At 73.4% G+C, this 22,318-nt stretch carries 22 protein-coding genes; 16 read left to right on the top strand and 6 right to left on the bottom strand.

Annotated elements, in window-relative coordinates:
- Positions 1-182 precede the first annotated feature (182 nt).
- From OHA37_RS02395 to OHA37_RS02385, 3 genes are all read left to right on the top strand, one after another.
- Positions 183-1,259, top strand: coding sequence for a hypothetical protein (locus OHA37_RS02395; RefSeq protein WP_266901919.1), 1,077 nt, complete (start codon positions 183-185; stop codon positions 1,257-1,259).
- 76 nt (positions 1,260-1,335) lie between these two features.
- Positions 1,336-2,379, top strand: a complete 1,044-nt coding sequence (locus OHA37_RS02390) for a PHP domain-containing protein (protein ID WP_266912463.1) — start codon at positions 1,336-1,338, stop codon at positions 2,377-2,379.
- Between the two features lie 288 nt (positions 2,380-2,667).
- Positions 2,668-3,870 (top strand): IS110 family transposase, encoded by a 1,203-nt coding sequence (locus OHA37_RS02385; protein WP_266912461.1) that lies wholly within the window; start codon positions 2,668-2,670, stop codon positions 3,868-3,870.
- A 25-nt stretch (positions 3,871-3,895) separates the two neighbouring features.
- On the opposite strand, the gene OHA37_RS02380 is transcribed toward OHA37_RS02385, so the two are convergent.
- Entirely contained in the window at positions 3,896-4,651 is a 756-nt protein-coding gene (locus OHA37_RS02380) for a VOC family protein (protein WP_266912459.1), read from the bottom strand.
- 193 nt (positions 4,652-4,844) lie between these two features.
- Between OHA37_RS02380 and OHA37_RS02375 the strand changes: the two genes are divergently transcribed.
- From OHA37_RS02375 to OHA37_RS02360, 4 genes are all read left to right on the top strand, one after another.
- Positions 4,845-5,927: a GNAT family N-acetyltransferase gene (locus OHA37_RS02375; protein WP_266901917.1), complete on the top strand. Its 1,083-nt coding sequence runs from the start codon at positions 4,845-4,847 to the stop codon at positions 5,925-5,927.
- Positions 5,928-5,989: 62 nt separating this feature from the next.
- Positions 5,990-7,006 carry an isopenicillin N synthase family dioxygenase gene (locus OHA37_RS02370; RefSeq protein ID WP_266901915.1) on the top strand — a complete coding sequence of 339 codons (1,017 nt, stop codon included), beginning with the start codon at positions 5,990-5,992 and terminating at the stop codon, positions 7,004-7,006.
- Positions 7,007-7,076: 70 nt separating this feature from the next.
- Positions 7,077-7,610 carry a GNAT family N-acetyltransferase gene (locus OHA37_RS02365; RefSeq protein ID WP_266901913.1) on the top strand — a complete coding sequence of 178 codons (534 nt, stop codon included), beginning with the start codon at positions 7,077-7,079 and terminating at the stop codon, positions 7,608-7,610.
- 156 nt (positions 7,611-7,766) lie between these two features.
- Positions 7,767-8,924, top strand: coding sequence for a YncE family protein (locus OHA37_RS02360; protein ID WP_266901911.1), 1,158 nt, complete (start codon positions 7,767-7,769; stop codon positions 8,922-8,924).
- A gap of 33 nt (positions 8,925-8,957) precedes the next feature.
- Here OHA37_RS02360 and OHA37_RS02355 read toward each other — a convergent pair whose 3' ends face one another.
- Positions 8,958-9,680, bottom strand: a complete 723-nt coding sequence (locus OHA37_RS02355) for an HNH endonuclease family protein (RefSeq protein WP_266901909.1) — start codon at positions 9,678-9,680, stop codon at positions 8,958-8,960.
- Between the two features lie 196 nt (positions 9,681-9,876).
- On the bottom strand, positions 9,877-10,410 hold the full coding sequence (locus OHA37_RS02350) for an HAD domain-containing protein (protein WP_266901907.1): 534 nt from the start codon (positions 10,408-10,410) through the stop codon (positions 9,877-9,879).
- Positions 10,411-10,510: 100 nt separating this feature from the next.
- Here OHA37_RS02350 and OHA37_RS02345 point away from each other — a divergent pair, with 100 nt between their 5' ends.
- The 5 genes from OHA37_RS02345 to OHA37_RS02325 all read left to right on the top strand — a co-directional run bounded on the left by OHA37_RS02345 (position 10,511) and on the right by OHA37_RS02325 (position 14,811).
- On the top strand, positions 10,511-11,338 hold the full coding sequence (locus tag OHA37_RS02345; protein WP_266901905.1) for a hypothetical protein: 828 nt from the start codon (positions 10,511-10,513) through the stop codon (positions 11,336-11,338).
- A 71-nt stretch (positions 11,339-11,409) separates the two neighbouring features.
- A complete protein-coding gene (locus OHA37_RS02340) occupies positions 11,410-11,739 on the top strand; it encodes a hypothetical protein (RefSeq protein WP_266901903.1) in 330 nt (109 codons plus the stop codon).
- A gap of 104 nt (positions 11,740-11,843) precedes the next feature.
- Complete coding sequence (locus OHA37_RS02335) at positions 11,844-13,205, top strand: FAD-dependent oxidoreductase (RefSeq protein WP_266901901.1); 1,362 nt, start codon at positions 11,844-11,846, stop codon at positions 13,203-13,205.
- Between the two features lie 240 nt (positions 13,206-13,445).
- Positions 13,446-14,111, top strand: coding sequence for a molybdopterin-dependent oxidoreductase (locus OHA37_RS02330; RefSeq protein WP_266912457.1), 666 nt, complete (start codon positions 13,446-13,448; stop codon positions 14,109-14,111).
- Positions 14,095-14,811: a cytochrome b/b6 domain-containing protein gene (locus OHA37_RS02325; RefSeq protein ID WP_266901899.1), complete on the top strand. Its 717-nt coding sequence runs from the start codon at positions 14,095-14,097 to the stop codon at positions 14,809-14,811. Before OHA37_RS02330 ends, OHA37_RS02325 begins: the two co-directional genes overlap by 17 nt.
- On the opposite strand, the gene OHA37_RS02320 is transcribed toward OHA37_RS02325, so the two are convergent.
- The gene (locus OHA37_RS02320; protein ID WP_266901897.1) at positions 14,774-15,247 is read right to left on the bottom strand and encodes a MarR family winged helix-turn-helix transcriptional regulator; all 474 of its coding nucleotides are present in this window, start codon (positions 15,245-15,247) and stop codon (positions 14,774-14,776) included. The genes OHA37_RS02325 and OHA37_RS02320 overlap by 38 nt on opposite strands.
- Positions 15,248-15,374: 127 nt before the next feature.
- Between OHA37_RS02320 and OHA37_RS02315 the strand changes: the two genes are divergently transcribed.
- On the top strand, positions 15,375-15,785 hold the full coding sequence (locus OHA37_RS02315) for an organic hydroperoxide resistance protein (protein ID WP_266901895.1): 411 nt from the start codon (positions 15,375-15,377) through the stop codon (positions 15,783-15,785).
- 57 nt (positions 15,786-15,842) lie between these two features.
- On the opposite strand, the gene alc is transcribed toward OHA37_RS02315, so the two are convergent.
- A complete protein-coding gene (gene alc, locus OHA37_RS02310; protein ID WP_266901893.1) occupies positions 15,843-17,015 on the bottom strand; it encodes an allantoicase in 1,173 nt (390 codons plus the stop codon).
- 258 nt (positions 17,016-17,273) lie between these two features.
- Between alc and OHA37_RS02305 the strand changes: the two genes are divergently transcribed.
- Positions 17,274-18,353 carry a hypothetical protein gene (locus tag OHA37_RS02305; protein WP_266901891.1) on the top strand — a complete coding sequence of 360 codons (1,080 nt, stop codon included), beginning with the start codon at positions 17,274-17,276 and terminating at the stop codon, positions 18,351-18,353.
- Positions 18,354-18,400: 47 nt separating this feature from the next.
- Positions 18,401-20,146, top strand: coding sequence for an Ig-like domain-containing protein (locus OHA37_RS02300; protein ID WP_266901889.1), 1,746 nt, complete (start codon positions 18,401-18,403; stop codon positions 20,144-20,146).
- A gap of 96 nt (positions 20,147-20,242) precedes the next feature.
- Here OHA37_RS02300 and OHA37_RS02295 read toward each other — a convergent pair whose 3' ends face one another.
- Positions 20,243-21,007 carry a dienelactone hydrolase family protein gene (locus tag OHA37_RS02295; RefSeq protein ID WP_266901887.1) on the bottom strand — a complete coding sequence of 255 codons (765 nt, stop codon included), beginning with the start codon at positions 21,005-21,007 and terminating at the stop codon, positions 20,243-20,245.
- Positions 21,008-21,120: 113 nt separating this feature from the next.
- Between OHA37_RS02295 and OHA37_RS02290 the strand changes: the two genes are divergently transcribed.
- On the top strand, positions 21,121-22,314 hold the full coding sequence (locus OHA37_RS02290; RefSeq protein WP_266901885.1) for a cytochrome P450 family protein: 1,194 nt from the start codon (positions 21,121-21,123) through the stop codon (positions 22,312-22,314).
- Positions 22,315-22,318: the final 4 nt, after the last annotated feature.

The following is a 22,318-nucleotide window of genomic DNA, read 5'->3' as shown; positions in this document are numbered from 1 at the left end:
CCCCACCATGCCCACGGCGGGCGCCGGCAGGGCCCGCGGCACCGCGGGGGACCCCCGTTTGCCCGCCCCGAATGGCGCAGCGCGGCCGGGTGCCGCTGAATGTAACAAAGCGTGCGCTTCCCATGACGCACGATGACCGGCGCGCGATGTGTAGACCCGCGCGTCGGCGAACGGAGCTTTCCATGAATGACCCGATCACGCTCGCCGCGACGGAGTACGAAGAACCGCGCCGGCTCCCCGACCCCACGGACGTCCGGCCGCCGGCCCCCGGCACGGACGGCCTCGACTTCGGCCCCGAGCCGGAGCCCGAGTCCGGTCCCCAGTCGCTTCCCCAGTCCGGCGCCCAGTCCGGCCCCCGGTCCGGGACCGCTCCCGAGGCCCAGGCCGGTCACGGGGCAGGCGCCGCACCCGGCCCGGACCCCGGACCGCGGCCCGCGGGGGCGACCGCCCGCACCGTGCTGGAGACCGCCGCCACCGGCCGTCCGGTCCGGGAGGTCACCGACCTGGTGAACCTCCTCAAGGAATCCGGGCAGGTCCCCAACCCCGGGCACGCCGCGCTGCGCGCGGCCGCCGTGGCCCGGCCCGTCCACGAGGTCCGCGAGATGGTGACCCTGCTGGGCGAGCCCCCGCACGAGCGGGTCGAAACCGACATCACGCTGCGGGCCGCCGCCCTCGGCCGGCCCATCGAGGACGTGGCCCTGCTCGTCAGCATCCTCGGCACCGGTGAACAGCCCCCGCAGTCCCGCCCCGAGCCGGCGGAGCGGGAACGGACCCCGGTCCGCCCGCCCGCACCGCAGCCCCAGGCCCAGGCACCGGCCCGGGGCCCGTCGCAGACCCCGGCCCGGGGCGCGGCACGGCCGGGCAAGGGCGCGCTGCGCCACATACTGCGCTGGCCGGTGGCGTTCGCACTGCTGCTCTGCGGTGCGCTGCACGTCCCCGGTGATCTGGCGGCCCTCGGCTCCGGCGACCCCGGCGGGCTGCTCGCCCTGGCCGTCACCCTGCTCTGCCTGACCGCCGGCGCCCTGCTGGCGGTACGGGACACGGCCGGCGCGTGGCGGGCCGGCGCGGTGGTCGCGCTCGGTGTGGCCGGGCTCCACGTGGCCGGCGGCGTCGCCGGATTCGACCCGCTCGGCGGCGCGGTCGGCGGCTCCCTGGAGTGGGCCGGCATCACGGCGGTGCTGAGCGCGGCGGCTGGCGCCGTACTCGCCGGACTGGCCCTGCAGTACCGTCCGGCGGCCGACCCGGCCGACGGCGCCTGACCCGGGCGGAGAGGGGGCGCGGGTCAGCGACCCGGCCCCCTCTCCGTCGTTTCGCCGCTTCGTGGAGGGACACGCGATGGACCCGGTGGCCGCGCTGGACAGGATCGCCTTCCTGCTGGAACGCGCCCAGGAGCCGACCTACCGGGTCCAGGCCTTCCGCACGGCGGCCGCCGCCATCGGCCGGATGGGTGAGGGCGAGCTCGCCGAACGGGTCGGAGCGGGCACCCTCGAAGCCGTCAAGGGCATCGGCCCGAAGACCGCCCAGGTCGTCCGCGAAGCCCTCGGCGGAACGACCCCCGCGTACTTGCAGGGGCTGGAGGAGAAGGCCGCGGCCCACCCCGTGGGCCCACCGCCCAGCCCCGAAGCCCTCGCGCTGCGCGCCGCCCTGCGCGGCGACTGCCACCTGCACTCCGACTGGTCGGACGGCGGCAGCACCATCGAGGCGATGGCCCGGGCCGCGGCCGCCCTCGGGCACGACTGGGCGGTGCTCACCGACCACTCGCCCCGTCTGACCGTGGCCCGGGGACTCTCCCCGGAGCGGCTGCGGGAGCAACTGCGCACGGTCGCCGAACTCAACGCGACCTGGGCCCCGTTCCGACTGCTCACCGGCATCGAGTGCGACATCCTCGACGACGGGTCGCTGGACCAGGAACCGGAACTCCTGGCCGAGGTGGACCTGGTGGTCGGCTCCGTCCACTCCAAGCTCCGGATGGACGCCCGCGCCATGACCCGGCGGATGGTCGCCGCCGTGCGCAACCCGCACCTCGACGTCCTCGGCCACTGCACCGGGCGGCTGGTGACGGGCAAGACCCGGCCGGAGTCGGAGTTCGACGCCGAGGCCGTCTTCGCGGCCTGCGCCGAGTCGGGCGCCGCCGTGGAGATCAACAGCCGGCCCGAGCGGCTCGACCCGCCGCGCCGGCTGCTGCGGCTCGCCGTGGCCGCGGGCACCCTCTTCGCGATCGACACCGACGCGCACGCCCCGGGACAGCTCGACTGGCAGACGCTCGGCTGCGAACGCGCCCTGGAATGCGGGGTGAGCGCCGACCGGGTCGTCAACACCTGGTCCGAGGACGAGCTCGTCGACTGGACCCGGACCCGCCGGACGCCGCAGGCCCCGTAGATCCGGCAGGCCCGGTGGATCCGGCAGGCCCGGCAGATCTGTCCGTCCCCCCATTACCGTTTTGCTTGCCCCGCAACGGGGCGCCCGGCCTCCGGAGTTGGCATGACTTTCTCCCCCTGTCGATCTCATGTCTTGGGGGGTGGTGTCACCGGCTCCGGAGGCATCGACAGACCGCTGATTAGGGGCATGACCACCGACTTCTTCGCAGGTCGGGAGGCTCTTCGTAATGTGGATGTGGCGATCGGTGCCGTGGGACGGCCGGGCGAAGAGGACGACCGGAGGACGCGTGTGATCGACATCAGCGGCATCGGCGCCTTCCTCGGCCTGGACGTCGGCAAGGGCGAACACCACGCCACCGCCGTCACGCCGGCCGGGAAGAAGGCCTTCGACAAACGGCTGCCCAACAGCGAACCCAAGCTCCGCGAGGTTTTCGGGAAACTGCAGGCCAAGCACGGGACCGTGCTCGTCGTGGTCGACCAGCCGGCCTCCATCGGAGCCCTGCCGCTCGCGGTCGCAAGGGACATGGGCTGCCCGGTCGCCTATCTGCCCGGACTGACGATGAGGCGGATCGCCGATCTCTATCCCGGCGAGGCCAAGACCGATGCCCGCGACGCGTTCGTCATCGCGGACGCGGCCCGCGTCATGCCTCACACGCTCCGTTCGGTGGACCTCGAGGACGAGACCATCGCCGAGCTGGAGATGATCGTCGGATTCGACGACGATCTGGCCGGTGAGGCAACCCGGATCAGCAACCGGCTGCGGGGCCTGCTCACGCAGATCCACCCGTCTCTGGAACGGATCCTGGGCCCGCGCATCCAGCACCCGGCCGTGCTCAGGCTCCTCGACCAGTTCGGTTCCCCGGCACAGATCCGCAAGGCCGGACGCCGCCGGCTCGTGACCTTGATACGCCCGAAGGCACCGCGGATGGCAGAGCGGCTGATCGAGGACATCTTCACCGCCCTGAACGAACAGACCGTCGTCGTGCCCGGCACGGACGCGGCCGCACTGATCGTCCCGAGCCTCGCCGGCTCGCTCCAAGCGGTGCTTGACCAGCGCAAACTCATCGCCGCCCGGATCGAGGAACTGCTGCAGAACCACCCTCTTTCCAAGGTCCTGACGTCCATGCCGGGGATCGGCGTCAGGACCGGAGCCCGCATCCTCATCGACGTCGGCGACGGATCCAGCTTCCCGTCCGCCGCCCACCTCGCCGCCTATGCCGGGCTCGCCCCGGCGACCCGCAGTTCAGGGTCCTCGATCCGCGGCGAACAACCGTCCCGGAGAGGAAACAAGCAGCTCAAACGGGCCTTCTTCCTCTCCGCGTTCGCCGCCTTGGCCGACCCGGTCTCCCGGGCCTACTACGACAAGAAGATCAGCCAGGGCAAACACCACACCCAAGCCCTCCTCTGCCTCGCCAGACGACGAGCCGACGTCCTCTTCGCGATGCTCCGAGACGGCACCTTCTACGAACCCCAACCCGCCCCATCAGCTTGACCAAACCCATAGGGGCACCCCCCCGTCAGCCCCCGTCGGCCCCGCCGTCCGTACGGGACGCGGTGAGGGTGAACAGCGCCCCGTCCGGATCGCGCAGCGCCACCCACCGCTCCGTCTCGCTCGACCCGGGCTCGGACACCGTGCGGCCGCCCAGCGCGACCGCCGCCGCCACCGCCGGCTCCAGCGCGGGCACCCGGAAGTGCACGTGCCAGCGCGGCCGGGTGTACGGACTGTAGGAGCCCGGCTCCACCGGACCGCTGTCGAGGCGCGCCACCGGCTCCCCGTCCTGGCGCAGCACGACGCGGTCCTCCTCGTACGCCACCTCGCAGCAGCCGGCTCGGCCGGTGGCCCACTCCAGGACCTCCCCGTAGAAGATCGCCGACTCGAAGGCGTCCCGGGTGCGCAGCTCCAGCCAGGCCGGAGCCTGTCCCGTCCCGACCCGCCAGCCCGAGGAGACCTGGCCCTCCCAGATCCCGAACACCGCCCCGTCCCGGTCCGCGACCAGCGCCCCGCGGCCCCCCGACTCGAAGGAGACCGGGCCGACGGCGATCGTGCCGCTGCGCTCGCGGATCCGGTCCACCGCCACGTCGGCGTCGTCGACCGCGAAGTACGGGGTCCAGGCCACGGCCACCGCCAGATCCCCGGCCAGCGCCCCGATCCCGGCCACCGGCATCCCGTCCAGCTCGGCCACGGTGAAGGCCTCGCCGAGCCGTGCGGGCCGGAACCGCCAGCCCGCGACCTCACCGTAGAACCGCTGCGCGGCGCCCAGGTCCCGGGCCATCAGGCTCACCCAGCACGGCGCCCCGAAGACGTCCCTCGTCGAAATCTCCACCGTTTTGCTCCGCCCTTCACCGGGGCGCGGTCAGCGCGCCGTCCGAGCACAAGCAGTAGCGTCCCGGCCACGGCGCGGCCGCGCAGGCGCGCCACCGGGGCGCGGATATCCCCTTTCCGGCCACAGCACTAGGGTTTGCCGGATGATGATCTACAAGGGTTCCCCCGCGACCGCCGCCGACATCGAGCTGGCGGTGTCGCTCGCCACCGAAGCACTGGGTGCGGTGGCGCACCGCGACTGGGGCACCCCGGCCGCCGGGCTGGACTGGAGCTGCTACGACACCGCGGTGCACGTGGCCGAGGACCTGGTCTCCTACGCCGCGCAGCTCGCGGTGCGCGCCACCGACACGTGGGTCCCCCTGGAGGTCCGGGCGGACGAGGGAACCACCCCGGCCGGGGTGCTCGACATGATCACCGCCTCCGGCCGCTTCCTGTCCGCCGTCGTGCCCCTCGCCGGACCGGAGGTCCGCGCGTGGCATCCGGCGGGAATGGCCGACGCCGGCGGCTTCGCCGCGATGGGCGTCATCGAGACGCTGCTGCACACCCACGACGTGCTCGGCGGCCTCGGCGTGCACGACTGGCGGCCCGGCCCCGAGCTGCCCGCCCTGGTCCTGGACCGCCTTTTCCCGCACCTCCCGCACGGGGACGCCGACGACTCCTGGCGCACCCTGCTGTGGGCCACCGGCCGGGGCGAACTGCCCGGCCGGTCCCGGCAGACGATCTGGCGCTGGTACTTCGAACCCGTCCGGGCCGAGCGCGTACTGCTCTGTGAGATCAGCCCGAACGTGGCGGCCGACCTGCACGCGGGCGGCACCGGAGGCTTCGTCTGGGCCGAGGACGGACCCGGCGAGGGCACGCGGTACGCCGCCGGCCGGACGGCCGAGGCGCGCGAGGAAGGGACGTACCGGCCGGGCTGGGGCCCGTACGCCATCATCCGGGCCGGCGACCGGCGGGCGATCGGAGGGATGGGCTTCCACGCCGCCCCGGACGCCGACGGCCGCGCCGAGCTGGGCTACGACCTCGTCCCGTCGGCGCGCGGCAACGGCTACGCCACCGAGGCGGCGAAGGCGCTCTCCGGCTGGGCCTTCGCGCAGCCGGGCTGCACCCTGCTGGCGGCCGAGGCGGACGACACCAACGCCCCCTCGCGGGGCGTGCTGCGACGGGCCGGTTTCACGGAGGCGGGCTCCGGGGAAGGCACGGTCCGGTACACCCTGAGCCCGGCCTAGTGCTGCCCGAGAGACGCCCCGGGCCGTGGACGGGCGCCCCGAGCCGGAAAGCAGGTCCCCCCGTGGTGAGTTCGCAGGTCCCCGTGATCGATCTCGGCCCGTGGCGCTCCGGCGGGCCCGAGGCGCGCCGGCAGGTGGCCTCCCGCGTCGATGAGGCGCTCCAAGTGGCCGGGTTCCTGCTGGTGACCGGGCACGGAGTGGATCCGCAGCTGCCGGGGCGGATCCGGGAGGCGGCGCGGACCTTCTTCCGGCTCCCGGCCGCCGCCAAGGCCCCGTACGCCGTCGCGGTCGGCGGCCGCGGCTGGCTCGGCCCGGGCGCCGAGGCCAACAGCTACGCGGAGGGCGCGGCCTCGCCGCCGGACCTCAAGGAATCCTGGTCCTGGGCGGCGGAGGAGCCGACCGGGAACGCCTCGGTGGACGCCGAGTGGTTCCGGTCGAACGCGTGGCCGGCCGAAGTGCCCGCACTGCGACCGCTGGTGGCGGAGTACCTGGCCGCGATGCGGGCCCTCTCCGACGAGTTGCTGGAGCTGCTGGCCGGCGCCCTGGGCCTGGGAGCGGACCATTTCACCCGCCACACCGGCCACCCCACCTGGGGGTTCAACGTCAACTGGTACCCCGGCACCGAGATCGTCGGGCCGCCGCTGCCGGGCCAGTTCCGCATCGGCGCCCACACCGACTTCGGCACCGTCACCGTCCTGGACCGCCAGCAGGGCGCGGGCGGCCTCCAGATCCACACCGACGCCGAGGGCTGGCAGGACGCTCCGTACGATCCGGCCGCGCTCACCGTGAACATCGGGGACCTGATGGCGCGCTGGACGGGCGACCGGTGGCGGGCCGGCCGTCACCGGGTGCTGCCGCCGCCCTCCGACGCGCCCGCCGAGGAGCTGCTCTCGCTCGTCTACTTCTACGAGTGCGATCCGCACACCCGGGTGGAATCCCTCCCGGCGCCGCTGGGACGGATCATGCACGAGCCGGTCGACTCGCACGTCCACCTGCGGGCGCAGCTCGACGCGATCACCGTCCCGGTGGGAGGTCCGGTGGGGGATCCGGTGGCAGGTCAGGCGGTTCCGGAGGCCTAGCGGGGCCCGCCGGTGGCCCGGCGGGGGACCCGATTACGCGATGTCCGGCGCGTTCGGCAGGATGGGAGGCATGACCGAGATCCGCACCCCCCGCCTCCTCCTCCGCCGCTGGTCCGAGGACGACCTCGTCCCCCTGTCGGAGATCCTCGCCGACCCCGAGGTGATGCGCTGGATCGGCGACGGCGAGACCCTCGACATGGAGGAGACCGCCGAGACCATCGAGCGGTGGGAGGACGAGTGGGACGAGGAGGGCTTCGGGATCTTCGCCGTGGAGCTGCTGGCCTCCGGCGAGCTGATCGGAGCCGTCGGCCTCTCCATGCCGTGGTGGCTGCCCGAGGTCCTGCCCGCGGCCGAGATCACCTGGCGGCTCGGCCGATCCTTCTGGGGTCAGGGCTACGGCTCCGAGGCCGCGCACGCCACCCTGGAGTTCGCCCTGCAGGAGCGGGGTCTCGACCGGGTCGTCGCCATCAACCGGGCGGGCAACGACGAGTCCGAGAACGTGATCCGCAAGCTGGGCATGACCGCGGAGAAGGACATCAACCACCCGGAGACCCACGCGCTCCTCAACCTCCACGGGATCGACCTGACGGAGTACGAGGGCTGATCCGCCCCTGCCGGGCGCGTCCCCGCATCGACCGATCGGCCGACCCCGCTGTCGGCCGCCGGGCCGAGCGGCGAGGCGGCCCCGCGAGGTGAGGATGGGTACGGGGGAGCGGGCGCACCACCGGCCCCGCCCCCGGAACCGAGAGGGGCCACGCCCATGCCGCAGCACGACCGCCCGCACCCGCGCCGCCGCGTACGGGGAACCCGTACCGCCCTCGCGGCCCTCGCCGCAGCCCTGCTGCTGGGGGCCTGCTCCACCCCCGGGGCGCCTCCGGCCGCCGCCCCCGCGGCCTCCCCGCTTCCGACGGCCGCGACCACTCCGGGCGGCACCCTCCTGGTCGCCGACTTCGGGGCCGACACCGTCACCTTCGTGGACCCGCGGCGCGGCGCGGTCGGCTCGGTGCCGGTCGGCAGGGCCCCGTACGGCCTGGCGGTCGGCGCGGACGGCCGGGCCTGGGTGGCCACGGCCGAGGGGGTCGCCGTCGTGGACACGCGGACGCGGACCCGGCTGGCCCTGATCCCGTACCGCACCACCGGCACCGGGCCCGTGACCGACGGCGAGTACCGGGGCGGCGGCATGGGCATCGCGCTCTCGCCTGACGGCGCGCACGCGTACGTCGGGGTCAACGTGCCCGGGACCACCGGCGTGCTGGAGGTCGTCGACACGGCGAAGAGCGCGGTCACGGCAGTGGTCCCGGTGGGGCGGCGGCCCTTCGACGTGGACGTCTCGCCCGACGGCTCACAGGTGTACGTCACCGGCCACGACTCCTTCGACGTCACCGTCGTGCCGGTCGGATCCGGCGGCCCTGCCGGATCGGCGCCGCCGCGCCGCATCGAGGTCGCCCCGTACGGGACGGAGGGCGGGCTCGGTTCCTGGCTGAAGCCGCACTACGCCGTCGTACGGCCGGCGGACGGGATGCTGCTGCTCCCCTTCGAGGGCGAGCGGCTCGCGGTGGTGGATCCGAAGACGGGCCGCACCACGGTGGAGGAGATGACCGCCGACACGCACCAGCACGGGGCCGCGGTCACGGCGGACGGCCGGCTGCTGGTGGTCGGGACGGGGGCGGTGGAACCGGGCGAGGGCAAGGGGCCCTCCCTCACGGTCCGCTCCCCGGACGGCTCGGAGCGGGTGTACCCGCTGGACGGGCCGCACGAGGACGTGGCCGTGTCCCGGGACGGGCGGACGGCCTACGTCACCGGGGGCTTCACCCGCGACGGCTACTGGAACGGCATCACGGTCGTGGACCTCGACAGCGGGGACAGCCGACGGCTCGCGGCGGGGTCGCGTCCCCTGGGCATCGCGGTCCTGGGGTGAACGGTCGCGAGGTGAACGGTCGGGTGAGCGGCGTCAGCCCGCGCACGTGTCCAGCATGGTGGAGAGCATCTTCTTCTCGGGCTCGGTGACGGTCAGGCCGTACGTGGACTTGACCGTCGTCCAGGCCCGCCCGTACTGGCACCAGGACGCCTTCGACGGCGGCTGCCACAGATCGGGGCTCTGGTCGCCCTTGGATCGGTTCGAGGAGGCGGTCACCGCCAGCAGTTGAGGGCGCGTCAGATCGTTCGCGAAGGCCTTGCGCTTCGCGGCGTCCCAGCCGGCCGCACCGGAGCGCCAGCCTTCGGCGAGGGGCACCATGTGGTCGATGTCGATCTTCTTGGCCTCGGTGACCACGACCCCGTCGTACAGGCTCGTCCAGGTGCCGGACACGGCCTTGCACTCGGAGTCGCGGGTGACGTTCGCGCCGTCCCGCTGGAGGATGACCTCACGGGTGTCGCACTTGTCGCCCTGCTCCGCCCAGTGCGTGAACTTGTCCCGGCTGTAGCCGGACATGGTTCCCGGCGCGGCCACCTTCAGCGCGGCCAGCTGGGTACGGGCCACCGAGGCGCCGACCATGCCGGGAAGGACGTCGCCGGAGGGGGGCTTCCCGTCGGCGGGAGCGGATGACGTGGGGGGTGTGGCGCCGCCCGGCTTCGGGTCGTCGCCGGGACCCGCCCCGGTCCCGCCGCCCGCCCCGGAACAGCCGGCGGCGGCCAGCAGCAGCACGGCCGCCAGTACCGCACCGGGCACACGCATCTGACGCTCCATGACCCCACCCCGAACCCGCCGCACTCTGTGTCCCGGGAAGACTACCCATGCCGGACGGGCGTCGATGCCAGGCATGTTGGCCCGGCGTGCGGCGAACGCTCTCCGGGAGTGCGCCCGGTGACGTGTCGCGGCGGTCGGCGATGGGCGGCCGGTTCAGGGGAGGGGCGGAGGCCGCCGCCCGTGCTCAGGAGGTGTGGGCGCGCAGCCAGATGTCGAGGGCGGCGAAGTCGCGCTCGCCAAGGCCGACTTGGGGGTCGACGCGGTGGAGGAGGGCCGGGCCGGGGTGGTGGGCGGACACCCAACGGCGGTCCGCGTCGCCGATCTCGTCGTCGACCCAAGCGAACGCCCGGCCCGCGGCCCACGCGACGAGGCCGGCGGTCTTCCAGTGGGTGCCGCTCCGGAGGTCCCCGGCCGAGGGTTCGGGCCAGTCCGCCACCGGCAGGTCCGGCAGCCCGAGCCGAGGGGCGACGCAGGCGTTGGCGTCGTCCATCCAGGTCGTGGCCCAGACGAGCTCGCACGGCAGAGCGGCGAGTCGCGGCCCGAGGGCGGGATCGAGCCGGGAGAGGAGGGGGTGCCCGTCGGCCCCGGCCGGCGCGCCGGGGGACTCGTAGGCCGGGTAGCTCCGCGCGGACCCGAAGGGGATGAGGGGTCCGTCCACGTCGAGGAAGAGGACGGGCCGCGCCGCGAGGGGGATCGGGGGAGCCGGAGGGTTCGTCATGCGGCACAGCGATACCAGCTCCCCGGATCTGCGGGAACGGCGGCCCCGAGGGAACCGGGCCCCGCGCGGAGCCCTCTACACGGGCGGAGGGGGAGAAGACATGACGACGACTGAGGTATCCCGGACCGGACGGACGGCCCTGGCAGGGCTGGCGGTACTCCTGTGCGCCGGACTCGCGGCCTGCGGCACCGTACGGGCCGGGGAGGCGGCCGGGCCCGCCGCTCCCGTGGCGGCTCCCGGCCCGGAGCGCTGCGATCTGTACGGGACGACGGGTACGGACGCGGGCGCGGGCGGCGCCACTGCCGCGCCCGACGTCCCGACGGAGGAGCGGACGGGCGGATACGCGGACCCGCCGACGGACGAGGAGACGGGCGGTTACGCCGGTCCCCCGACCGATGAGGAGACGGGCGGATATGCCGGTCCCCCGACCGATGAGGAGACGGGCGCCTACGCCGGCCCGCCCACGGACGAGGAGACGGGCGGTTACGCCGGCCCTCCGACCGATCAGGAGACGGGCGGCCCTGCCGGTCCGCCCACGGATCAGGACTCCGGCGCGCCCGACCCGCCCACCGACGGCAGCTCCGGACCCGGCCGCGCCACCAATGGCGCGGGTCCGTGCGGCGCGGCCGGGTGGTTCGACATGAAGCGGGACTTCGTCGCCTATTACGCGCGGCACCGCACGGACGAGGACACGTTCATTCCCGCGGACGGCATGGGCGAGGTGCTCGTCCGCAAGGAGCGCGGGAGGGGCGTCGCGGAGGTGACCTTCACCACCCGCTCGGTGGGCAAGGGCCGCGGCGACGACGCCCGCAGGGTGGTACGGGTCTTCGCGGCCTGGCGGCACGAGGTGTACGGGGGCACGGATGCGGGCAACGTCACGGTTCGTACGCGCGGGGAGTTCCCCGTGACCGTCACCGACACCTGGTGACCCCGGGCGGGCTCCGCCCGCAAGGCCCGTTCACCACGATCCCCGAATCAGGAAGCAGAGGCAGAACCGCCGTGACCGACGACGCCGCCAACGAACCGCACATCCCCTCCGACGCGGAGCGCGCGGCCCGCGCCCGGGTGCGGGAGCAGGCCACCGGCCTGACCCACCACCAGACCCAGGAGGCGCTCGAAGCCGCCGAGGCCGCCGCCGTGGAGGCCTCGGGCGACCTGGAGGGCGCCGACGCCGCGACCCGTGCCGCCGTCGCGGAATGGCGGCGCATCACGGAGTTGCTCTTCGACCACGGTGGTCCGTACTCGCCCGATACGGACGCTTTCGTCCAGGGGCAGCTCACGGCCCGCGAGGCCCACGCCGACTCCAAGCAGAGCTTGGGGAAGTCATAAGGCCGGGTTATGGGGGCATAACCCAGGGGTGGGTGCCGGGTTAGGCTGCCCTTAGCTTAGGGTTCCCTTGATCGAGTCTTTCGTCGTTCGAAGGGAACCCAGCCATGCCTCGCCCCCTGCGGGTAGCAATCGTCGGTGCCGGCCCCGCCGGCATCTACGCCGCCGACGCCCTGCTGAAGTCCGAGGCGGCCTCCGAGCCGGGTGTGTCCATCGACATCTTCGAGCGGATGCCGGCCCCCTTCGGCCTGATCCGCTACGGCGTCGCTCCCGACCACCCCCGCATCAAGGGCATCATCACCGCCCTGCACCAGGTGCTCGACAAGCCGCAGGTCCGTCTCTTCGGCAACGTCGACTACCCGAACGACATCGGCCTCGACGAGCTGCGCTCCTTCTACGACGCCGTGATCTTCTCCACCGGCGCCACCGCGGACCGCGCGCTCACCATCCCGGGCGTCGACCTCGACGGCTCCTACGGCGCCGCCGACTTCGTCTCCTGGTACGACGGCCACCCCGACGTGCCGCGCACCTGGCCGCTGGAGGCCGAGAAGGTCGCCGTCCTCGGCGTCGGCAACGTGGCCCTCGACGTGGCCCGGATCCTCGCCAAGACCGCCGACGAGCTGCTGCCGACCGAGATCCCGGCGAACGTCTACGACGGCCTCAAGGCCAACAAGGCCCTCGAAGTCCACGTCTTCGGCCGCCGCGGCCCCGCGCAGGCCAAGTTCAGCCCCATGGAGCTGCGCGAGCTGGACCACTCGCCGAACATCGAGGTCATCGTCAACCCCGAGGACATCGACTACGACGAGGGTTCGATCACCACCCGCCGCTCCAACAAGCAGGCGGACATGGTCGCCAAGACCCTGGAGAACTGGGCGATCCGCGACATAGGCGAGCGCCCGCACAAGCTCTTCCTGCACTTCTTCGAGTCGCCCACCGAGATCCTCGGCGAGGACGGCAAGGTCGTGGGCCTGCGCACCGAGCGCACCGAGCTCGACGGCACCGGCAATGTCAAGGGCACCGGCACGTTCACCGACTGGGACGTCCAGTCCGTCTACCGCGCCGTCGGCTACCTCTCCGACGAGCTGCCCAAGCTGCCGTGGGACGTCGACTCCGGCACGGTTCCGGACGAGGGCGGCCGCGTCATCGAAGCCGGCGCGCACCTGGCGTCCACGTACGTCACCGGCTGGATCCGCCGCGGGCCCATCGGCCTGATCGGCCACACCAAGGGCGACGCCAACGAGACGGTCGCGAACCTGCTCGCCGACCACGCGGACGGCCGCCTGCTGACGCCGGCCGCTCCCGAGCCGGAGGCGGTGGAGACCTTCCTCGCGCAGAAGGAGGTCCGCTTCACGACGTGGGAGGGCTGGTACAAGCTCGACGCCGCCGAGAAGGCGCTGGGCGAGCCGCAGGGCCGCGAGCGCGTGAAGCTCGTCGAGCGCGAGGACATGCTCAAGGCGAGCGGGGCCTAGTCGGGTCCCCCCGCGGTACGGCCGGTCCCGCCTGGCGCGGGACCGGCCGTACGGCTGTGCGGGCTTGGGCGTGCGGGCGCGTCTTACGGAAGTCTGACGGGCGGGCCCGGACCCTGGCCGCCGGGGCGGTGCAGGTGGTCGAATCGGCACGTGAGCACAGCAGATCAGCAAACCGGCCCCGACCCCGCTCCCGACCCCGACGGCCTCGGTGCCCCCGTGGGCCGGCGGGTTCTCCTCGGCATGGTGGGGCTCGGCGCCCTCGGGCTGGCCCTCGCGCCGAAGCTCCAGTCGGGGTTCGACGCCGTACTGGGCGCGGCCGCGAGCAAGGACCCCACCGGGCTCACCGGACTGCTGCCGGGTGGCGGTGGGTTCCGGTACTACTCGGTCGCCTCCTCGGTCCCCGAACGCGGCCCGGCCGACTACCGGCTGACCGTCGACGGCCTGGTCGAGCGCCCGGCCGCGTACACCCTCGACGCACTACGGGCCCTGCCGCAGACCCGGATCGTCCGCGACGTCCAGTGCGTGACGGGCTGGCGCGTCCCCGCGACCCCCTTCGAGGGCATCCCGCTCTTCCGGCTCCTGGACGCCGCCGGGGTCCGTCCCGAGGCCCGCGCGATCCGTTTCACCTGCTTCGACGGCACCTACACCGAGAGCCTCACGCTCCCGCAGGCCCGCCGCGAGGACGTCATGGTCGCCCTGAAGATGCAGGACAAGCCCCTCAGCCACGCCCACGGGGGTCCGGCCCGCCTCTACGCGGCTCCCATGTACTTCTACAAGTCGGCGAAATGGCTGTCGGGCATCACCCTCACCCGGGACGTGCAGCCCGGCTACTGGGAGGAACTCGGCTACGACGTCGACGCCTGGGTCGGCAAGTCGAACGGACGCGACGATGCCCCGACCGTCTGAACTCCCGGCCGGAGCGGCCGCGGATCCCGGAGCCGAACATCCCGCCCGCGTCGGCCGGTTCGGCCCCGCCGCACGACTGGTCCACCTGGCCACCGCCCTCCTGACCGGGGTGTGTCTGGCGACCGCCGCCTGCCTCTACCTGCCGCCCCTCGCCGAACTCGTCGGCCGCCGCCACCTCGTGGTGACCGTCCACGAGTGGTCCGGACTGCTGATCCCGGCCCCCGCCCTGCTGGGGCTCGGCTCCCGGGCCTTCCGCGGGGACCTGCGCCGGTTGAACCGCTTCGGCCCGCACGACCGCACCTGGCTGCGCTCCGCCCTGCGCCGCGACCACCGGCCCGGTGCGCGCCCGGCGGGCAAGTTCAACGCCGGGCAGAAGCTCTACGCGAGCTGGAGCGCCGGTGCCGCCCTCGTGATGCTCGGCACCGGTCTGCTGATGTGGTTCACCGGGCTGACGCCGCTGCCCTGGCGGACCGGGGCCACCTTCGTCCACGACTGGCTGGCCCTCGCGATGACCGTGGCCGTCGTGGGCCACGTCGTGATGGCCCTCGGCGATCCGGAGGCCCGGCGCGGCATGCGCACGGGCTCGGTGGCCGCCGACTGGGCCCGGCGCGAGCACCCCCTGTGGCGCCCGGACGGATCATCCGCCGAGCGGGCCGTACGGCCTACTCCGGCGGAACCGCCGCGTCCAGGGCGGCGGTGAGCCGCCGCAGGCGGTCCTGAAGCTCCCTGATCTCGCCGAGCTCGAAGCCGGTCGCGACCGCGATGCGCCGCGGCACCTCGACGGCCCGGGCGCGCAGGGCCGTACCGGCCTCGGTGGGGCGTACGTGCACGGACCGTTCGTCGGCGGCGCTGCGCTCGCGCACGAGCAGGCCCGCCGCTTCCAGCCGCTTGAGGAGGGGGGAGAGCGTGCCCGAGTCGAGCCGCAGGTGCTGCCCGAGCTGTTTGACCGGCATCTCGCCGTGCTCCCACAGCACCAGCATCACCAGGTACTGGGGGTAGGTGAGCCCGAGGTCCTTCAGGACGACGCGGTAGAGCCCGCCGAAGGCGCGGTTCGCGGCGCCGAGGGCGAAGCAGATCTGGCCGTCGAGGCGCAGGAAGTCCTGGTCGGGGAGGGCGTCGGTCGGTTGCTCGGTCATGGGGGCCAGTGTACCCGGGGTGTCGTGTCGGCAACTAAATTGTGCACAACTGAATTGTGTGCCATATTGATGGAGCGAGGTCGTCGGTCGACGGCCCCGCCTCCGCCCCTTGAGAGGAACCCCCGAGATGGACGCGATCTACACCGCTGTCGCCACCGCCAACGGCCGCGAAGGCCGCGCCGTCAGCTCCGACGGTCAGATCGACCTGGCGCTGGCCATGCCGCCGGCCCTCGGCGGCAACGGTCTGGGCACCAACCCCGAGCAGCTCTTCGCGGCCGGGTATGCCGCCTGCTTCGCCAGCGCCCTCGGGCTGGTCGGCCGCCAGGCCAAGGTCGACACCAGTGAGATCTCGGTGACCTCGGAGGTCTCCATCGGCAAGGACGGCGCGGGCTTCGGGCTGGCCGTCGTCCTGCGCGTGGAGCTCCCCGAGAACCTGATGGGCGAGACCGGCACCCTGCTGGTCAAGCAGGCGCACGAGGTCTGCCCCTACTCCCGTGCCACGCGCGGCAACATCCCCGTCGAGCTCGTCGTCGAGTAGTCCGGTGATCGAGGGCGGCGGCTCCGGGTGGTATCCCGGGGCCGCCGCCCTCTGCCGTCAGAGCTCCGTCGGCGCCGCCCCTGCCGTCCCTGCCGTCCCTGCCGTCCCTGCCGCCCGCGCCGCGCGGGCCGTGAGGGCGGCCGCTCCTGCGTCGGTGAGGCGGCCGTGCAGGCGCAGGCGGGCGAATCCCCCGTCCGGGTAGACGTCGATCCGGGCGTGCGTGGCCAGGACCGGCGCGGCGAGGGGGAGCCGGTGCGGGCTGTCGGGCTCCAGCCGGGTGCGCGGGATGACCTGCGTCCATGCGCCGTCCGCGCCGTCCTTGACGGACAGCGACACCCAGCCGGCCGCGTTTCCCTTCAAGTTCGCGGTGTCCACCTCCACCGCTCGGATCTCGCACTGCCCGGCCAGCCGGTACGCGATCCAGTCGTTCCCCTTGTCGCGGCGCCGGCGCGTCTCCCAGCCGTCGTCCTGCTTCTGCGACAGCCCGGGCATGATCGTGTTCCCGGGGGAGGAGTAGAAGCCGTCCGAGGCCTCCTCCACGACCCCGCCGTTGACCACGCAGGCCACGTCCACCGTGCCGAGCAGGGCCAGCCACTCCGGATCGGGCAGGACCTCACCGTGCACCCGCAGCCGCGCGATGCCGCCGTCGGGGTGCTGGTTGATCCGCAGGTGCGTCCAGCGGCGCCCGGACGCGACCGTGAACCCGTTCGCGGCGTGGCCGCGCACCGGAGTGCGGGGCACGATCTCCTCCCAGGCGTCCGCCCGTTCGAGGAGCTCGGCGGTCGAGGGCGTCCCTTCGAAGGCGGCCGCCCACACGCTGACCTGCTGCGGGTGGTTGCCGCGGAAGTGTGCGGTGTCGACGACGATCCCGCGGATGACACCGGGGGAGCCGAGGCGGATCAGCGCCCAGTCGTGATCGGAGTCCGTCGGGAACGGCTCGTCCGCGCCCGCCCCGCGCCGCCGCCGGGTCTCCCAACCGTCCATCACCTTGCCCTTGTTGCCGTAGTCGTGCACGTCGAAGACGGCCGGGGTGCGGAGCAGGAGGTTCTCCCGCTCGGCGAAGAACTCGTCGTTGGTGGCGATGACCCCCGCGCCGAGCCGCCGGTCGGCGAGGTCGGTCAGGTGGGAGAACTCGAAGGTGCCGCCCCGGTAGTCGGCGTACGGGTCGCCCGACACGTAGGGCGCGGCGGCGAAGTCGGTGGTCGAGGAGTCGGTGGTCGGGAGCTGCATGCGCGGAAGCCTGCTTTCCGTTGTGGAGAAAGGGAGTTGGGGCTTGGGGGGATGCCTCGACTCTCGCCCACCGGGATTGCTCAGGTCCATCGATTGTTTTCGATCATTCCCTTCAGAAGAACTGAAAGGTGCAGGCGGAGGGGTCGGTCTGGATAAACCCCTTATCTGCTAGGTGAGACAGCTCGTTCCCACTGTAGATGCTCGCCAAAAGGACTGTTACAGTCCGCATGCGCGACTCTGGATGAGGGAGAAAAATACATGCCAAAGACAGTTCTGCGGCGCGCCGTCGCAGGAAAGTCACTGGTCATCGGCACCCTGCTGGCCCTTCTGGTGCCGGGATCGGCCTACGCCAACACCGTCGGTGTGACGGTGAAGACTCCGGGGGCCACCTCCGGGCCCGCATCGGCCTTCTCCGAGATCTCCACCCACGCGGACTGCTCCTCGGGGCTCATATCCGGTGGCGGGATCAACCAGGCCATCGGCACCGGGACGTCCTCCAACGGCAACAAGGTGAACGGCACTTCGCCCAGCCCCGACGGCAGCACCGAGTACACCGGCTCCACCGGCGTCGTCGGCACCGACGTGACGCACTGGCTCGGCATCGGCGGCAGCGGGGGAGCGGTCAACGCCTCGTTCTCCAGCACCCCTTACGCCATGTGCTTCACCAGTAACCTCATCAACCACACCCAGGTGGTGATGAACAAGGTCGCCGGCCCCACCGCGTCCTCCACGGTGGGCCTCGTCACCGCCACCTGCCCGGCCAACACCCGCCTCCTCGGCGGCGGCGCCCGGATCACCCCGGCCGACGTCGGCAGCCTGAAGCCGATCGCGTCCTTCCCCACCTTCAACGACGCCGGGCACGCCTACGGCCAGAAGGCGGCGGCCGACGGCGAGACGAACCCCGACTCCTGGACCGCGGTCGGCTGGAACGGCGGAGGCGGCGGCACCGGCAACACGACGTACGCCTACGCGATCTGCAGCGGCAACAACATCGACATCAGCGGCGCCACGGTCAAGGTCCGCTACAGCGAGGTCAGCGGCCCGACCGCGGCCACGTCGGGCCAGACCGCGACGGTCGGCTGCGGCGGCGACGACGGCAAGCTGATCAGCGGTGGAGCGGCCATCAGCGGCGGCAGCGTGACGACCACCGCCTTCACCGGACCGGGCTCGCCGGGCGACCACCTCAACGGCAGCTACCCCAGCACCTCCGGCGGCACCCTGGTCGGCGACGGGACCACCACGGCCGCCTACTGGACGGCCTACACCCACACCGGCGGCGGAAGCTCCCCCAACACCTACACCGAAGCCTGGGCGCTGTGCGCCGACGACGGCGTCTGAGCGGCATGAGGGACCCCCGCCCCATCACCACCACACCGATCAGGACCATGACCCGCATCAGATCCCACTCCCTCCCCGCCTCCCGGACCGCACTCGTCCTCGGAGCGGCCGCACTCCTCGCCGCCCTGGTGGTACCCCTCACCGCGGCCGCCGACCCGGCGGACGCGTCGTCCGGCCCCTGCGGCCCGGCGGGCGTCTTCACCAGCGCGCCGCCCACCTGTACGTACGCCACCGCGGGCACGGACGTCTTCACCGTGCCCGCCGGGGTCAGCCTCCTCACCGTCGACCTCTACGGAGCCGAGGGCGGCAGCGCGGCCGGATTCGTCACCCCGAACCCCCCGAACGAGGGAGCACCCGGTGGCCTCGGCGGCCTGACCCGCGCGAACCTGGCCGTCACCGCCGGCCAGACGATCCAGCTCACCCGGGGAGGCGTCGGCAGCTCCGGCACCTCCCGGCGCGGTGAGTACGCCCGGCCCGGCGGCTTCGGCCACGGCACCGGCGGTGGCGGCGCCCACGGTGGCGGCGGCTCCGGCGGCGGCGCCTCCGACCTGCGCACCGGCGACTTCGGCCCGGCCGGCCGGATCCTGGTCGCCGGCGGCGGAGGCGGCGCCGGCAACGGCGGCCCGCTGCTGCGCGGCGGCCACGGCGGCGGGCCCGCCGGGGAGAACGGCGGCGAGGGCGGCGGCCCCGAGGGATCCGGCGCCGGGGGCACCGGCGGAACCCAGACCCAGCACGGCACCGGCACCCGTACCAACCCGATCGGCGCAGGGGGAGGCAACGCGAGCGACATCGACCAGCACACCGGCCAGCCCAACCCCGGCTCCGGCGGCACCGGGGGCAACGGCGGCCGCGGCGGCAACGGCGGCGGAGGCGGTGGCGGCGGCTGGCGCGGCGGTGGCGGCGGCTCCGGCGGCGGCAACCCCGGCAACCTCTACGGAGCGGGCGGCGGTGGCGGCAGCGGCTACGCGGCCGGGGCCGAGCTCGGTGTCTCCGAGGCCTCCCTGCAGTCGGGCGTCCAGCACGGCGACGGCAAGGCCGTCGTCTCCTTCCGCTACGGGACGTCGACCACCCTCACCACGGACACCACCACACCGCTGTTCGGGCATGCCGTCGCCCTGACCGCGACCGTGACGGGCTCCGAGAACCAGGCCGCCGCCCCGGGCGGCAGCGTCACCTTCTCGGAGGGGACGACCCCGCTCGCCACCGTCGCACTCGACGGGGGACAGGCCCGCTTCACCACGAGCGCCCTGCGCCCCGGCACCCACCGGATCAGCGCCACGTACGCCCCGGACGCCGACCACACGGGCAGCTCCACCGGTGAACCGGCCGAGATCACCGTCGGATTCAGCCGGCCCTGCATCACGACCGACCACGGGGGGCCGCTGACCGTGGCGGCCGGGGAATCGCTCTGCATCGCCTCCGGCGGAAGCCAGAGCGGTCCGCTCACCGTCCGGCCCGGCGGCGCGCTGTCCGTGTCGGACGGCCGCGTCACCGGTCCGTTCTCCGCCGACGGGGCGCTGGCCGTGTCCCTCTGCGGATCCACGCTGACCGGCCCGGTCGGCGTACGGAACACCAGCGGTTCCGTGGTGATCGGCTCCGCCGGGGACGCGGGCGCGGCCCCGGTCTGCTCCGGCAACGCGTTCACCGGTCCGGTCACCCTGGCAGCCAACACCGGAGGCGTCGAGCTCTCGGGCGCCCAGGTCTTCGGACCGCTGCGCTGCGAGGCCAACGAACCGGCGCCGCGCGTCACCGGTACCACCGTCGTCGGACCCCGGTCCGGCCAGTGCCGGTGACCGCGGCCGCGTAGCGCCGCAGCCACATCGCACCACAGCTCGTAGCACCACAGCCCGTGGCACCGCGGGCCCGGCAGCACGCCGGGCCCGCGGCGCTCAGAACGTCCGGTCCAGCAGCGCGAACAGCGCGGACCAGTGCCGCTCGTCCGAGGCCACGTCGTAGGAGCTCGTGTCGGCCAGGGTGTAGCCGTGCGCGGCGCCCTCGTAGACCTCCGCCCGGTGACGGACGCCCGCCGCGGAGAGGGCCTTGTCCAGCCGGTCGACCTCCTCGGCCGGCAGCGTCGGATCCTGGTCCGCGTGGCCGAAGTACAGCTCGGCGGTGACCCGGTGCGCCACCAGGTGCGGACTGTCCGCCGCGTCCGTGGCCAGGAACCCGCCGTGGAAACCGGCCGCGGCCGCCACCCGCTGCGGGTACGTGCCCGCCGTGAGCAGGGCCAGCCGGGCGCCCAGGCAGTACCCCGTGATCGCCACGGGCCCGGCGGCGACCTCCGGGAGGCCCGCGAGCCGCTCCAGATAGGCCTCGGCATCGCGCATCGCCAGCTCGGCGGTCAGCGAGTCCAGGACCGGGCCGACCCGGTCGAAGAGCTCGGGCTGCCGGACGAAGTCCACGAACTCCGGAAGCTCGAACACCGGTGCGCGCCCGTGGCGGTAGAAGAGGTTGGGCATCAGGACGACGTAGCCGGCCGCCGCGATCCGGTCCGCCACCGACTTGATGTGCGGGCGGATCCCCAGGGCGTTCACGTACAGCAGTACCCCGGGGTACGTGCCTTCGCCGTCGGGCCGGGCCAGATAGGCATCGGCGGTGCCGTCCCGAGTGACGACGTCAACCGTCGTCCGGACTACCTCGCATGCGGTCGTCATGGCCGTCCCCCTCTTTCGTATGGAAGGCCGCAGACTACCGTGATCGGGCTCTTGTCCCGGGGTGTCCGGAAACCGCCCTCACCCGTCCCCAACTGGGGGCGTACCGTGGTCCGATGCCAGTAGTGGACATCAGTGCCAGCGCGGAAGAGTTCGATGCCGACCCGTATGCGTTCTACGAGAGGATGCGTGCGGCGGGGCCCGTCCACCGGATCGTCCTCGCCCCCGACGAGGCCGAGCCGAGCTGGATGATCGTCGGGCACGAGGAAGCGCGCCGCGCCCTCAACCACCCGGCCCTGTCCAAGGACTGGCGCGCCTCGGGCAACTTCCCGGACGCCCAGCTCAATGCCGTGAACTCCAACATGCTGGAATCCGACCCGCCCCACCACACCCGGCTGCGGCGCCTGGTCGCACGGGAGTTCACCGCGCGCCGGATGGAGGGCATGCGGGCGCGCGTCCAGGAGATCACCGACGAGCTGCTCGACGCGATGGCCGCCGGGCCGCAGCGCGGCGGCGACCTGATCGACTCCCTGGCCTTCCCGCTCCCGATGACCGTGATCTGCGAGCTCCTCGGCGTCCCCGACTTGGACCGGGCCCGGTTCCGGTACTGGTCCAACGAGATCGTCGCCCCCACCTCGGGCGACTCGAACAGCACCGCGCACCGGGAGCTGGGGATCTACCTCGCGGAGCTCATCGAGGCCAAGGCCAAGGAACCCGGCGAGGACCTGCTCAGCGCGCTGATCCGGACCAGCGACGAGGACGGCGACTCGCTGTCCTCGAACGAGGTCATCGGAATGGCCTTCCTGCTGCTGGTCGCGGGCCACGAGACCACCGTCAACCTCATCTCCAACGGCGTACGGGCCCTGCTCGCCCACCCGGAACAACTGGCCGCACTGCGCAGTGACTTGGACGGACTGCTCGACGGGGCGGTCGAGGAGATGCTCCGCTACGACGGCCCCGTGCAGCACACCACGTACCGCTACGCCCGCGAAGCCCTGGACCTGGGCGGCACCACCATCCCGGCCGGGGCCACCGTGCTGGTCTCCCTGGCCGGCGCCGACCGCGACCCGGCGCGCTTCGCGGACCCCGCGGTGTTCGACATCGGCCGCGCCCCGCAGGGGCACCTGGCCTTCGGTCACGGGCTCCACTTCTGCATCGGAGCTCCGCTGGCGCGGATGGAGGGCCGCATCGCCATCCGCTCCCTGCTCGAACGCTTCCCCGACCTGGCCGAGGACCCGGAGGCCGGCCCGCCGGCCTGGCTGCCGGGCAGCCTGATGCACGGGGTGAGCCGCCTGCCGCTCCGCTGGTAGCCCC

Source organism: Streptomyces sp. NBC_00335, from assembly GCF_036127095.1.
In the GTDB taxonomy this organism is placed as follows: domain Bacteria; phylum Actinomycetota; class Actinomycetes; order Streptomycetales; family Streptomycetaceae; genus Streptomyces.
This window is presented reverse-complemented; position numbering and strand designations above follow the sequence as displayed.